The 12,874-nt window shown below is 73.9% G+C and carries 10 protein-coding genes; 8 read left to right on the top strand and 2 right to left on the bottom strand.

The window, feature by feature from the left end; all coding sequences use genetic code 11:
* Positions 1 to 6: 6 nt before the first annotated feature.
* Entirely contained in the window at positions 7 to 990 is a 984-nt protein-coding gene (locus AB0947_RS06885; protein WP_366749203.1) for a class I SAM-dependent methyltransferase, read from the bottom strand.
* 134 nt (positions 991 to 1,124) lie between these two features.
* On the opposite strand from AB0947_RS06885, the gene cobT reads away from it, so the two are divergent.
* The 3 genes from cobT to AB0947_RS06900 all read left to right on the top strand — a co-directional run bounded on the left by cobT (position 1,125) and on the right by AB0947_RS06900 (position 4,927).
* A complete protein-coding gene (gene cobT, locus AB0947_RS06890) occupies positions 1,125 to 2,261 on the top strand; it encodes a nicotinate-nucleotide--dimethylbenzimidazole phosphoribosyltransferase (protein ID WP_366749204.1) in 1,137 nt (378 codons plus the stop codon).
* 64 nt (positions 2,262 to 2,325) lie between these two features.
* Positions 2,326 to 4,122 carry a phosphatidylglycerol lysyltransferase domain-containing protein gene (locus tag AB0947_RS06895; RefSeq protein WP_366749205.1) on the top strand — a complete coding sequence of 599 codons (1,797 nt, stop codon included), beginning with the start codon at positions 2,326 to 2,328 and terminating at the stop codon, positions 4,120 to 4,122.
* Positions 4,123 to 4,192: 70 nt separating this feature from the next.
* Positions 4,193 to 4,927 carry a hypothetical protein gene (locus AB0947_RS06900; protein ID WP_366749206.1) on the top strand — a complete coding sequence of 245 codons (735 nt, stop codon included), beginning with the start codon at positions 4,193 to 4,195 and terminating at the stop codon, positions 4,925 to 4,927.
* On the opposite strand, the gene AB0947_RS06905 is transcribed toward AB0947_RS06900, so the two are convergent.
* Positions 4,867 to 5,631 carry a hypothetical protein gene (locus AB0947_RS06905; RefSeq protein WP_366749207.1) on the bottom strand — a complete coding sequence of 255 codons (765 nt, stop codon included), beginning with the start codon at positions 5,629 to 5,631 and terminating at the stop codon, positions 4,867 to 4,869. The two genes, AB0947_RS06900 and AB0947_RS06905, sit on opposite strands and share 61 nt — an antisense overlap.
* Before the next feature lie 291 nt (positions 5,632 to 5,922).
* Between AB0947_RS06905 and AB0947_RS06910 the strand changes: the two genes are divergently transcribed.
* From AB0947_RS06910 to AB0947_RS06930, 5 genes are all read left to right on the top strand, one after another.
* Entirely contained in the window at positions 5,923 to 6,654 is a 732-nt protein-coding gene (locus AB0947_RS06910) for an adenosylcobinamide-GDP ribazoletransferase (protein ID WP_366749565.1), read from the top strand.
* 207 nt (positions 6,655 to 6,861) lie between these two features.
* The gene (locus AB0947_RS06915; RefSeq protein ID WP_366749208.1) at positions 6,862 to 8,418 is read left to right on the top strand and encodes a leucyl aminopeptidase; all 1,557 of its coding nucleotides are present in this window, start codon (positions 6,862 to 6,864) and stop codon (positions 8,416 to 8,418) included.
* A 281-nt stretch (positions 8,419 to 8,699) separates the two neighbouring features.
* The gene (gene lpdA, locus AB0947_RS06920; protein ID WP_366749209.1) at positions 8,700 to 10,088 is read left to right on the top strand and encodes a dihydrolipoyl dehydrogenase; all 1,389 of its coding nucleotides are present in this window, start codon (positions 8,700 to 8,702) and stop codon (positions 10,086 to 10,088) included.
* A gap of 61 nt (positions 10,089 to 10,149) precedes the next feature.
* Positions 10,150 to 11,988: a 2-oxoglutarate dehydrogenase, E2 component, dihydrolipoamide succinyltransferase gene (gene sucB / locus AB0947_RS06925; RefSeq protein ID WP_366749210.1), complete on the top strand. Its 1,839-nt coding sequence runs from the start codon at positions 10,150 to 10,152 to the stop codon at positions 11,986 to 11,988.
* Positions 11,989 to 12,162: 174 nt separating this feature from the next.
* Positions 12,163 to 12,786, top strand: coding sequence for a GntR family transcriptional regulator (locus tag AB0947_RS06930; RefSeq protein ID WP_132783808.1), 624 nt, complete (start codon positions 12,163 to 12,165; stop codon positions 12,784 to 12,786).
* Positions 12,787 to 12,874 lie beyond the last annotated feature (88 nt).

Raw genomic sequence — 12,874 nt, forward strand, 5'->3', positions numbered from 1 at the left:
GCCCCGTTACCCCGCGTCCTTCCGCGCCACCACCCGGTACGCGTTGGACAGGCGCGTGCGGCGGAACAGCGGGGCGCAGCCGTGGTCCAGGGCCGAGGCCAGGGACTGGACGGGGACCGCCGCCAGTTGGACGACCGGGTGGGCCTGGGCCACGGCGAGGGCGACGGCCGCCGAGAGGTCGTACGGCACGTGGGGGGTCGTGCGGTCGGTGACCAGGACCGTGCAGCCCAGGGAGCGCAGTTCCGCGCGGAGGTTGGCGAGCGGCATCAGGTGCAGATGGCGCGGCTGGCCGTACGGCAGCCACCACCTGCCCAGCAGCGTGGCGAACAGGCAGCGCGGGTCGGGGACTTCGACGACCAGGTGGCCGCCGCGCCGCAGCACGGTGAGCGCGGCGCGCAGCTCGGCCCGTGGGTCGGGGGCGTGCTGCAGATGGTGGAACATGGTGACGACGTCGTAGCGGGCGCGCAGGCGGGCCGCCATGCCGGGGGTCGTGAGGTAGCCGCGGTACGCCTCCTCCACGCGCCCCTCCAGCAGCGCCTGCTCCACCCGGGCCGTCGGGTCCAGCCCGTCGAAGCTGGTGTAGGGGAAGAACTCCTTGGCCGCCTCGGGGAACCGGGCGTGGCCGGTGCCGACGTCCAGCCAGCTCTCCGGTTCCCGCAGCTCGGACAGCCGCCAGGCGGTGGCGCGGTGCCGGCGGCGCACCGCCCGGGCGGGGAGGATCCGCGCGGCGAACTCCTCCAGGTGTCTTTCGTAGAAGTCGCGGTGGAAGAAGGCGAGCCCCTCCGCGCTGAGCCGGGGGTTCTGGAAGGCGTGCCCGCAGTCCCGGCACGCGTCGAGGACGAACCTGCCCGACCGGTGCCGCAGCGGGTCGGGCGCGCGCAGCCGGGTGCGCAGGCGGGGGGAGCCGCACCAGGGGCAGTCCGCGCGGCGGGGCTCCTGGAAGGGGTCGTGGGGGGTGGTGATCTGCGGGGTGAGGGGCGAGGTCGGCATGGGCGTGCTCCCTGTGCGACATTCCGCGGCAAACCGGAACGTATGGGATCACGCTCCGGGGTGCAAAGACGTTGTAGGGGTGTGGTGGCGATGTGGCGCGGGCGCGTTCGCCCGCTGGCGGTACTGTTCGGCGAATGAGCAGCCTTAATCTGGACGATTTCACCGATCTGATCGAGCGCCCGGACGGGGGCGTACGCCGTGACGCCGAGGCCCGGCGGGAGCGTCAGATCGTGCCGGCGGGAGCGCTCGGCCGCCTGGACGAGCTGGGCGAGTGGCTGGCCGCCGCGCGCGGCACCGTGCCGGTGCGGCCGGTCGAACGGCCCCGGGTGGTGCTGTTCGCCGGCGACCACGGCATCGCGGAGCTGGGCGTGTCGGCGCGGCCGGCGGGCGGTGCCGAGCAGCTGGTGCGGGCGGTGCTGGAGGGCGCGAGCCCGGTGGCCGTGCTCGCGCGCCGCCTGGAGGTGCCCGTACGGGTGGTGGACATGGCCCTGGACTGCGACCCGGCCGCCTTCCCCGCGGACGTGGCGCGGCACCGGGTGCGGCGGGGCAGCGGCCGTATCGACGTCGAGGACGCGCTCACCCTGGAGGAGGCCGAGGCCGCACTGCGGGCGGGGGTCGCGGTCGCCGACGAGGAGGCCGACTCGGGGACCGATCTGGTGGTGCTCGGCGATGTCAGCGTGGGCGGGACCACGGCGGCGGCGGTGCTGGTCGCGGCGCTGTGCGGGACCGACGCGTCCGTGGTGACCGGGCGGGGCGGCGAGGCGATCGACGACCTGGCGTGGATGCGCAAGTGCGCGGCGGTCCGGGACGCGCTGCGGCGGGCCCGGCCGGTGCTCGGGGACCAGTTGCAGCTGCTGGCGACCGTGGGCGGGGCGGACCTGGCGGCGATGACCGGGTTCCTGCTGCAGTGCGCGGTGCGGAAGCTGCCGGTGATCCTCGACGGGGTCGTGGCCGCCGCGTGCGCGCTGGTCGCGCAGCGGGTCGCGTTCCGGGCGCCGGACTGGTGGCTGGCCGGGCACGACAGCGGGGAGCCGGGGCAGGCGAAGGCGCTGGACCGGATGGCCCTGGAGCCGCTGCTGGAGCAGGGGGTGCGGGTCGGCGAGGGCGTCGGCGCGCTGCTGGCGCTGCCGCTGGTGCGGTCCGCCGCCGCGCTGGCGGCGGAGCTTCCGGAGCGGCCGCGGGCCGGCCAGGAGCCGGAAGCGGTGAAGGAACCGGTGGAGGAGAACGAACCGGAGGCCGAGAAGGAGCCGGCGGAGGAGAAGGACATGTGAGGCCGATGCCCCCGACGGGCTGAAAAGTATGGTTCGCCGGGGCCGCGCCCATATGATCCTGGACATGGAAGATGTCCGGATTGCCGGTGAGCAGCGAGCCGAGGCGGCGCGGACGGGCGGGCCGGCGCGGCGGTCCACCGGGGCCTCCCGGCGGGCCGCCGCGTTCGCCGTCTGGTACCTGCGGACCGTCGCCTTCATCAACTTCCTCAGCGCGGTGTGGGTCTCGCTCGGCCAGGACGTGCGCCGGCACAACCAGGACGACTTCTTCACGCCGTACCTGCTGACGGCCGGCTTCGCCTCCGGAGTGTTCACCGCCTTCCTCGCGATCACCATGCGGCGCCGCAAGCGGGCCTCCTGGATCCTCAACCTGGTGATGAGCGGGCTGTTCCTGGCGCTGTTCGCCTTCGCCATGGCGTTCCCGGAGATCCGGCGGTACCCGCAGAACTGGGTCTCCCTCGCCCTGACCGCCGCCTTCGTGGGCGCGCTGCTCGCCGGACGCCGGGAGTTCTACGCCAAGGGCGACCGGTCCAACCCCCGGCTCGCGGCCACGGTGGCCGTCGGCGGCGGGCTGGTGGCGAGCCTGCTGGCCGGGCTGCTGGTGACGGTCACGAACCAGGCGCCGGACGCGGCCCGGTCCTCGTTCCCGGAACGCTGGCACTACGGCGCCCTGCGCCTGGTGTCGGTGGCGGCCGAGGAGTCCCACTTCCCCGGGATCGACCCGCCCAACTGGGCCAACGTGGCGATCAACGTGCTCAGTACGGCCCTGGTGCTCGCCGTGTTCTACGCCGCCTTCCGGTCCCGGCGGGCCGTCGACCCGCTCACCGAGGACGACGAGAAGCGGCTGCGCGAGCTGCTGGAGCGGCACGGCGACCGGGACTCGCTCGGCTACTTCGCGCTGCGCCGGGAGAAGAGCGTCGTGTGGTCGCCGACCGGGAAGGCCGCCGTCGCCTACCGGGTGGTCGGCGGGGTGAGCCTCGCGTCCGGGGACCCGATCGGGGACCCCGAGGCGTGGCCGGGGGCGATCGCCCCGTGGCTCGCCCAGGCGCGGGCGCACGGCTGGATCCCGGCGGTCATGGGGGCGGGCGAGGAGGCCGGGACGGTCTACTCCCGGCACGGCCTGGACGCGCTGGAACTCGGGGACGAGGCGGTCGTGGAGGTCGCCGAGTTCACGCTGGAGGGGCGGGCGATGCGCACCGTCCGGCAGGCGTACAACCGGGTGCGGCGGGCCGGGTACCGGGTGCGGATCCGCCGGCACGAGGACATCCCGGCCCACGAGATGGCGCATCTGGTGGAGCGCGCCGACGACTGGCGGGACGGTGCCACCGAACGCGGCTTCAGCATGGCGCTCGGCCGGCTCGGGGACCCCGGGGACGGCCGGTGCGTGATGCTGGAGTGCACGGACGCCGAGGGACGGCTGCGGGCGCTGCTGTCCTTCGTGCCGTGGGGGCCGCACGGGCTGTCCCTGGACCTGATGCGGCGCGACCGGGACTCCGACAACGGGCTGATGGAGTTCATGGTCATCGAGCTGTTGCGGCGGGCCGGGGAGATCGGGATCACTCAGGTCTCACTCAACTTCGCGATGTTCAGATCGGTCTTCGAACGTGGCGCGCGCCTCGGCGCCGGACCGGTGCTGAGGCTGTGGCGGTCGCTGCTCAGCTTCTTCTCGCGCTGGTGGCAGATCGAGTCGCTGTACCGCGCCAACGCCAAGTACCGGCCCATCTGGGAGCCGCGGTTCCTGCTCTTCGAGAAGAGCGCGGACCTGCCGCGCATCGGCCTCGCGTCGGCGCGCGCGGAGGGGTTCCTGGAGGCGCCGGGTCTTCCCAAGTGGCTGCATCGCAGGCACTTGGAAACGCACCGATGAGACGCGTACGACGGGGGAACGCTCGATGGCCACGACGCTCGGCGGGGGAACGTTCGAGGAGGGGCGTCCGATGAGGACGCCGGCCGGCTGGGCCCGTGCCGAGTGGGGGGCGCTGTACGCCGCCGTGCGCGGGCCGCTGCGGCGCCGGGGCCCGGCGGCGGCCCCGGCGACGCTCGCGGCGGTGGGTCTGACGGCGCTGCTGCAGTACGTGCAGAACCAGCCGTGGGGGTACCAGCTGGTGCAGGACCTCGGTGCCGTACGGGCCGACGACCCGCTGTGGCTCGCCCTGCTGCGCACTCCCCTGTCGCTGTTCGTGCCCGCGCTCGACCTGCCGGTGTGGGGGGCGCTGGCGCAGGTCCTGCTGGTCTTCGGGATCGCCGAGCTGTGCCTGGGCTGGAAGCGGACGCTGACCATCGCCTACGTCGCCACGCTCGCCGGAACCCTGTACGCGCGCCTGGGCATCACCCTGGGCGCGCATGCTCCGTTCGGGCTGCCGTGGACCGACGGGCAGGTGGTGGACACCGGCCCCTCGGCGGCCGTCGTGGGGCTCGCGGTGTTCGTCTGCTGGCGGTACGGCGCCTACGTGACGGCGGGCGCGGTGACGCTGGCGATGGTCGTCGAGGTGCTGCTCAAGGAGAACCTGGCGGGCAAGGAGCACCTGGCCGCGCTGATGGCGGTGGGCCTGCTGTGTCTGCTGGCGGCGGCACGGCAGCGCGGCACGGCCCCGGCCGGCCGCGGCCGCGGTCAGCGGTGGCCGGGCAGGCGCGCCGGGCGGGGGTCGGGCTTGCCGCCGATCCAGTCCTGAACGGCACGGCTCGGCCGCGCCCAGCGGCGGTCGTGCCGGTAGGCGCGCAGGGCGGCCCGGGCGCGGGCGCGGGGGCGGCGGCCGTAGAAGCGGCGGGCCCACGGGGAGCCGGGGCGGGCGAGCCGGACCGCGCCGACGAGCGCGACCAGCGGCACGATCACCCCGAAGAGCGCGGTGCGGGCCTTTCCCTTGTGCAGGGCGACGAGGGAGAGGAGGAAGTTCGCGACGATGTTGGAGATGACCGTGCCGCGGTCGGCCAGCTCCTGCTGGGAGAGGTCGTTGACGCCGAGCGGGACGAAGCCGGCGAGCAGCAGGCCGACCAGGGCGGCGGTGAGCACGACGACCTCGACGCTCTTGCGGCCCTCCTCGCTCCAGTAGACGTCGTCCAGGTGCAGGATCAGCGCGAACTCGTCCAGGACCAGGCCCGCGCCCACGCCGAACAGCACGGCCGAGACGACCCCGCCGGCGCCGTGCCGGTCGCTGGCCACCGCGCCGAAGCCGCCGACGACGGTGAGGACGACGCCGGGGACGACGTGGTGGATGTGCAGCCCGCCGGCCCTGACGTTCCCGAACGGCCCCCGGCCCGCCCGGATCAGCCGGGTGATGACCCGGGTCACGACGAAGGTCAGCACGAAGGCGGCGAGGGCCAGCAGCAACGGAAGCTTTCCCGGCTCGACGACGTTCCGCACCCACCAGTGCCCCATGTGCGCACTTTATCCCTCCGGGGGTCGGGGGGAGGATCGCGTGGTCCCTCCGGGGGCCGGGGGAAAGGACGTGCCATCCCTCCGGGGGACGGGGGGAGCGGCGTGTTGCCCCTCCGGGGTGGGAGGACGGCCGCCGGACGGGGACCGGGGCCGGTCGGGGCGGGCGGCGGGTAGCCTGCGGCGGTGTTCTCGTCGTCCTCCTCCTCGGCCTCCTCGCCCTCCTCGCCCTCCTCCCCCGCTTCTTCGGCCTCCCTCCGGGACGGACTCCGGTTCGCCTTCGGCACGCTCACCGTGCTGCCCGTGCGGGTGCGCCGCTGGGACCGGGGGGCCGCGCGCGGCGGCATGGTGTGCGCGCCGGTGGCCGGGCTGGTCGTCGGCGGGTGCGCGGCCGGCCTCGGCCTGCTGCTGCTCCTCCTCGGCGCCGGTCCGCTGCTCGCCGCCGTCGCCTCGGTCGCCGTACCGGCCGCGCTGACCCGCGGGCTGCATCTCGACGGGCTCGCCGACACCGCCGACGGGCTGGGCAGCGGCGCACCCGCCGAGGACGCCCTGCGGATCATGAAGCAGTCGGACATCGGGCCGTTCGGGGTGCTCACCCTCGTCCTGGTGCTGCTCGCCCAGGTCGCCGTACTGGCGCAGCTCTACGGCGGCTCCTGGGCCCGCGGTGCCCTGGCGGCCGTGGTGTCGGCGGTCGCGGCCCGGCTGGCGCTCACCCTGGCCGCCCGCGCCGGGGTGCCGGCGGCCCGCCCGGAGGGGCTGGGGGCGGCGGTGGCCGGGGTGGTCCCCAAGGGCACGGCGCTGGCCGTGGCGCTCGCCGTCGTGGCGGCGGCCGGGGCGGCGGGCGCCGGCCTCGGCGGGTACGACGGCGTGCGCACCGCGCTCGCGGTGGCCGTCGCCGCCGCCGTCGCCGACCTGCTGCTGCGCAGATGCGTCCGCAGGTTCGGCGGGGTCACCGGTGACGTGTTCGGCGCGGTCGCGGAGACGGCCGCGGTCACGGCACTCGTGGTGCTGGCGCTCGGCCGTTAGCGCCTTCCCGCCCGGGGCCGCACGTCCCGCGCCCCTTCGGGGCACGTCGGCAACGGGCGTAGTCTCATCACGGGTGTTCGCCGACAGGGTGAAGGCCCCGGTTGCCACCAGTGCCCAGCCCTGGGCCTAGGGTCGGCTCTCGGGCCCGGTCGACCCACCCCATTTCGGCCACAGCGAACTTCACATCGGAAGCGAGATTTCACCACCGTGACTGCTCTGACTCTCAGCACCGCCGCGGCGCCCGGCCTGCGGGCCGACGCGATCGTGATCGGTGTCGCCAAGGGCGCCCAGGGGCCCGTCGTCGCGCCGGGCGCCGAGGCCGTGGACAAGGCGTACGACGGCAAGCTGGCCGGCGTCCTGGAGACCCTCGGCGCCTCGGGTGCCGAGGGCGAGCTGACGAAGCTGCCCGCGCCGGCCGGCTTCAAGGCCCCGCTCGTGGTGGCGGTGGGCCTGGGCGCGCAGCCCGACGCCAAGGACGGCGGCGAGGACGGCGGCGCCGGCTACGACGCCGAGGCGCTGCGCAAGGCCGCCGGCGTGGCCGCCCGCGCGCTCGCCGGATCGAAGAAGGCCGCGTTCGCGCTGCCCGTGGACAGCCCCGGCGCGATCGGCGCGATCGGCGAGGGCGTCCTGCTCGGCGCCTACTCCTTCGACGCCTACAAGGGCAACGGCCAGGACGGCGGCAACGCCAAGGCCAAGAACGGCAGGGCGCCGCTGGCCGAGGCGGCGCTGCTCGGCGGCAAGCCGCGCGACGCCGCCCACAAGGGCGCGATCGCCCGCGCGGTCGCGGTCTGCGAGGAGCTGAACCGCGCCCGCGACCTGATCAACACCCCGCCGAACGACCTCACCCCCGCCGCCTTCGCCGGCATCGCGCAGGCCGCGGCCAAGGAGCACGGCATCAAGGTGCAGGTGCTCGACGATAAGGCCCTGGTCAAGGGCGGCTACGGCGGCATCCTCGGCGTCGGCGGCGGCTCCGCGGCCGCTCCCCGCCTGGTGAAGCTGTCGTACACGCACCCGAAGGCGGAGAAGCACCTGGCCTTCGTCGGCAAGGGCATCACCTACGACTCGGGCGGCATCTCGCTGAAGCCGGCCGGGCACAACGAGACGATGAAGTGCGACATGAGCGGTGCCGCCGCCGTGTTCGCCTCGGTCGTCGCCGCCGCGCGCCTCGGCCTCCAGGTCAACGTGACCGGCTGGCTGGCGCTGGCCGAGAACATGCCGTCCGGCTCCGCCGTGCGCCCGGGTGACGTGCTGCGCATGTACAGCGGCAAGACGGTCGAGGTGCTCAACACCGACGCCGAGGGCCGGCTGGTGCTCGGCGACGCGCTGTGGGCGGCCTCGCAGGAGAACCCGGACGCGATCGTGGACGTGGCCACGCTGACCGGCGCGATGATGCTGGCGCTGGGCAGCCGGACCTTCGGTGTGATGGCCAACGACGACGCGTTCCGCTCCGCGGTGCACGAGGCGGCGGAGGAGGTCGGCGAGCCGGCCTGGCCGATGCCGCTGCCGGAGCACCTGCGCAAGGGCATGGAGTCGTCCGTGGCCGACATCGCGAACATGGGCGAGCGGATGGGCGGCGGCCTCGTCGCCGGGCTCTTCCTGCGCGAGTTCGTCGGCGAGGGCATCTCGTGGGCGCACCTCGACATCGCCGGGCCGGCGTTCAACGAGGGCGGCCCCTTCGGGTACACGCCGAAGGGTGGTACGGGCACGGCGGTGCGTACGCTGGTCCGTCTCGCGGAGCTGACCGCCGCGGGCGACCTGGGCTGAGCCGCCCGGGGACCCGGTCCGGTCCGTAGTACGGCGTCCGCAGGGGTGTGGGGCTGTTCGCGCAGTTCCCCGCGCCCCTGCCCCCGCGCGCCTTGGTTCGCCGGGGAACGTGGGACGTCTCACACACCGGCCCCGCGTCTCGATCGCCTCCGACAAGTGCGAAGATGGAGCCCGGCAGGACAGGGCCCCCACCGAAGGGCCGAAGCATCAAGCGGCCGGACACCAGCCGCCCGCCGGTCAGTGAAGACCGGCGCAAGGCGCACATGCATGGAGGACGTGACGTGGCGAACGACGCCAGCACCGTTTTCGACCTAGTGATCCTCGGCGGTGGTAGCGGTGGTTACGCCGCGGCCCTGCGCGGGGCGCAGCTGGGCCTGGACGTCGCCCTGATCGAGAAGGACAAGGTCGGCGGCACCTGCCTGCACCGGGGTTGCATCCCCACCAAGGCCCTGCTGCACGCGGGCGAGATCGCCGACCAGGCCCGCGAGAGCGAGCAGTTCGGTGTGAAGGCCACCTTCGAGGGCATCGACGTCCCGGCCGTCCACAAGTACAAGGACGACGTGATCTCGGGCCTGTACAAGGGTCTGCAGGGGCTCATCGCGTCCCGGAAGGTGACGTACATCGAGGGCGAGGGCCGGCTGTCCTCCCCCACCTCCGTGGACGTCAACGGCCAGCGCATCCAGGGCCGTCACGTCCTGCTGGCGACCGGCTCCGTGCCGAAGTCGCTGCCGGGCCTGGAGATCGACGGCGACCGCGTCATCTCCTCCGACCACGCCCTCGTCCTGGACCGCGTGCCGAAGTCCGCGATCATCCTGGGCGGCGGTGTCATCGGCGTCGAGTTCGCCTCGGCGTGGAAGTCCTTCGGCTCGGACGTCACGATCATCGAGGGCCTGAAGCACCTCGTCCCGGTCGAGGACGAGAACAGCTCGAAGCTCCTGGAGCGCGCGTTCCGCAAGCGCGGCATCAAGTTCAACCTGGGCACCTTCTTCCAGAAGGCCGAGTACACCCAGGACGGCGTGAAGGTCACCCTGGCCGACGGCAAGGAGTTCGAGGCCGAGGTCCTGCTGGTGGCCGTCGGCCGCGGCCCGGTCTCGCAGGGCCTGGGCTACGAGGAGGCCGGGGTCGCCATGGACCGCGGCTACGTCCTCGTCGACGAGTACATGCGCACCAACGTCCCGACCATCTCCGCCGTCGGTGACCTGGTCCCGACGCTCCAGCTCGCGCACGTCGGCTTCGCCGAGGGCATCCTGGTGGCGGAGCGCCTGGCCGGCCTCAAGGTCGTCCCGGTCGACTACGACGGTGTCCCGCGGGTGACGTACTGCCACCCGGAGGTCGCCTCCGTCGGTATCACCGAGGCCAAGGCCAAGGAGATCTACGGCGCGGACAAGGTCGTCGCTCTGAAGTACAACCTGGCGGGCAACGGAAAGAGCAAGATCCTGAAGACCGCGGGCGAGATCAAGCTCGTCCAGGTCAAGGACGGTGCCGTCGTCGGCGTCCACATGGTCGGCGACCGCATGGGCGAGCAGGTCGGCGAGGCCCAGCTGATCTACAACTGGGAGGCGCTGCCGGCCGAGGTGGCCCAGCTCATCCACGCCCACCCGACGCAGAACGAGGCGCTCGGCGAGGCCCACCTGGCCCTGGCCGGCAAGCCGCTGCACTCCCACGACTGACCCTTCGGTCAACGGGCGCGACGACACAGACTTCCGCAATTCGTTAGGAGCAACCGAAACCATGGCGGTTTCCGTAACCCTTCCGGCGCTCGGTGAGAGCGTCACCGAGGGCACTGTCACCCGCTGGCTGAAGGCCGAGGGCGAACGCGTCGAGGCCGACGAGCCGCTGCTCGAGGTCTCGACCGACAAGGTCGACACCGAGATCCCGGCCCCTGCCTCCGGCGTGCTGGCCTCCATCAAGGTCGCCGAGGACGAGACGGTCGAGGTCGGCGCCGAGCTGGCCCTGATCGACGACGGCACGGGCGCTCCGGCCGCCGCTCCGGCCCCCGCCGCCGCCGAGGCCCCCGCCCCGGCCGCCGAGCCCGCCCCCGCCCCGGTCGCCGAGGCCCCGGCCGCCCCGGCCCCGGCCCCCGCCGCCGAGGCCGCCCCGGCCGGCGGCGCCGAGGGCACCGACGTGGTCCTGCCCGCGCTCGGTGAGTCCGTCACCGAGGGCACCGTCACCCGCTGGCTGAAGTCGGTCGGCGACAGCGTCGAGGCCGACGAGCCGCTGCTCGAGGTCTCCACGGACAAGGTCGACACCGAGATCCCGGCGCCCACCTCCGGTGTGCTGCTGGAGATCGTGGTCGGCGAGGACGAGACCGCCGAGGTCGGCGCCAAGCTCGCCGTCATCGGCGCCCCGGGTGCCGCCCCGGCCGCCGCTCCGGCGCCCGCCGCCCCGGCCCCCGCCGCCGCTGCCCCGGCTCCGGCCGCCGCCGCTCCGGCTCCCGCGCCCGCCGCTCCGGCCCCTGCTGCCCCGGCTCCGGCCGCCGCCGCTCCGGCCCCGGCGCCCGCGCCCGCCCCGGCCCCGGCTCCCGCCGCTGCTCCGGCGCCCGCCGCCGCTGCCCCGGCTCCCGCCCCGGCCCCGGCCCCGGCTCCCGTCACGCCGGCCACCGCGCCGACCTCCCCGACCGCCACCCAGGCGACGGACGAGGGCGCGTACGTCACCCCGCTGGTGCGCAAGCTCGCCGCCGAGAACGGCGTCGACCTGGCCACCGTCAAGGGCACCGGCGTCGGCGGCCGTATCCGCAAGCAGGACGTCGTCGCCGCCGCCGAGGCCGCGAAGGCCGCCGCCGCTGCCCCGGCACCGGCCGCTGCCGCCGCCCCGGCCGCCAAGAAGGCCCCGGCGCTGGAGGTCTCCCCCCTCCGTGGCCAGACCGTCAAGATGCCCCGCATCCGCAAGGTCATCGGCGACAACATGGTCAAGGCGCTGCACGAGCAGGCCCAGCTGTCGTCGGTCGTCGAGGTCGACGTCACCCGCCTGATGAAGCTGCGCGCCAAGGCGAAGGACTCCTTCGCGGCCCGCGAGGGCGTCAAGCTCTCCCCGATGCCGTTCTTCGTCAAGGCCGCCGCGCAGGCGCTGAAGGCCCACCCGGTCATCAACGCCAGGATCAACGAGGCCGAGGGGACCATCACCTACTTCGACACCGAGAACATCGGTATCGCGGTGGACTCCGAGAAGGGCCTGATGACCCCGGTCATCAAGCACGCCGGCGACCTCAACATCGCGGGCATCGCCAAGGCCACGGCGGAGCTGGCGGGCAAGGTCCGGGCCAGCAAGATCACCCCGGACGAGCTGTCCGGCGCGACCTTCACCATCTCCAACACCGGTTCGCGCGGCGCGCTGTTCGACACGATCATCGTGCCGCCGAACCAGGTCGCGATCCTCGGCATCGGTGCCACGGTCAAGCGTCCGGCCGTCATCGAGACCGAGGAGGGCACGGTCATCGGCGTCCGCGACATGACCTACCTGACCCTCTCCTACGACCACCGCCTGGTCGACGGCGCCGACGCGGCCCGTTACCTGACGGCGGTCAAGGCGATCCTGGAGGCGGGCGAGTTCGAGGTCGAGCTCGGCCTGTAAGCCTCGTCCTCACCGAACACCCCGCCCGGAACCTCTCCGGGCGGGGTGTTCGTGTTTGTCGGCATACGGAGCGTGTAAGCCTCGTCTCACCTGCACCACAGCACCCCTGCGCGCCCCACCCGCGGCGCGAACCGGCCGTATTGTCTAAGCGTCAGCCCTCCCTAAGGAGCCCTCATGACCGCGCCCGTCGTCCACTCGCTGCGCGAGCAGATCCGCGAGCACATCGTGGAGGGGATCGTCAGCGGGCGCTGGCAGCCGGGCGAGCGCATCGTGGAGCGCCGGATCGCCACCGAGCTGGAGGTCAGCCAGACCCCGGTCCGCGAGGCCCTGCGCGAGCTGGAGTCCCTGCGCCTGATCGAGTCGGCCCCCAACAAGGGCGTCCGGGTCCGGAACCTGACGGCGGCGGACCTGGAGGAGAGCTACCCGGTCCGGGCCGGTCTGGAGGCCATCGCGGCGGAGCTGGCGGCCGACCGCCTCGCGGAGGACTGCTCGGCGCTGGAGCCGCACGTCCTGGCGCTGTACGAGGCCGACCGGGAGGCGGACGGCACGGCGCAGGTGCGGCACACGGTGGGCTTCCACCGGGAGCTGGTCCGCGCGGCCCGCAACTCGGTGCTGCTGCACACCTGGGAGGGCCTCGGCATCGAGGTGTTCACGGCGCTGTCGATCCGCTGGCTGGGCACGGTCCAGCAGTCGTACGCGGAGGAGCACGAGGAGCTGGTCCAGGCGTTCAAGCGCCGGGACCCGCGGATCGCCGAGCTGGTCAAGGCCCATGTGCTGGGGTGCGCCCCGCGCGCCTGACCCAGTCGAGCATCCCCGCGCTCACCTGCGAAAACGAGGCATTCCAGCGTCACCGGGTGCCATAACCGAAGGCACCCCGTGCCGACTT

This window comes from Streptomyces sp. NPDC047841 (genome assembly GCF_040704085.1).
GTDB classification, from domain to species: Bacteria; Actinomycetota; Actinomycetes; order Streptomycetales; family Streptomycetaceae; genus Streptomyces; species Streptomyces argyrophylli.

Bases quoted from the DNA above. Each gene is read 5' to 3' on its own strand.
- AB0947_RS06895 (WP_366749205.1), top strand. From the start codon at position 2,326: ATGGAAGATGTCCGGATTGCCGGTGAGCAGCGAGCCGAGGCGGCGCGG.
- AB0947_RS06905 (WP_366749207.1), bottom strand. From the start codon at position 5,631: ATGGGGCACTGGTGGGTGCGGAACGTCGTCGAGCCGGGAAAGCTTCCG.
- cobT (WP_366749204.1), top strand. From the start codon at position 1,125: ATGAGCAGCCTTAATCTGGACGATTTCACCGATCTGATCGAGCGCCCG.
- sucB (WP_366749210.1), top strand. From the start codon at position 10,150: ATGGCGGTTTCCGTAACCCTTCCGGCGCTCGGTGAGAGCGTCACCGAG.
- AB0947_RS06900 (WP_366749206.1), top strand. From the start codon at position 4,193: ATGAGGACGCCGGCCGGCTGGGCCCGTGCCGAGTGGGGGGCGCTGTAC.
- AB0947_RS06885 (WP_366749203.1), bottom strand. From the start codon at position 990: ATGCCGACCTCGCCCCTCACCCCGCAGATCACCACCCCCCACGACCCC.
- AB0947_RS06930 (WP_132783808.1), top strand. From the start codon at position 12,163: ATGACCGCGCCCGTCGTCCACTCGCTGCGCGAGCAGATCCGCGAGCAC.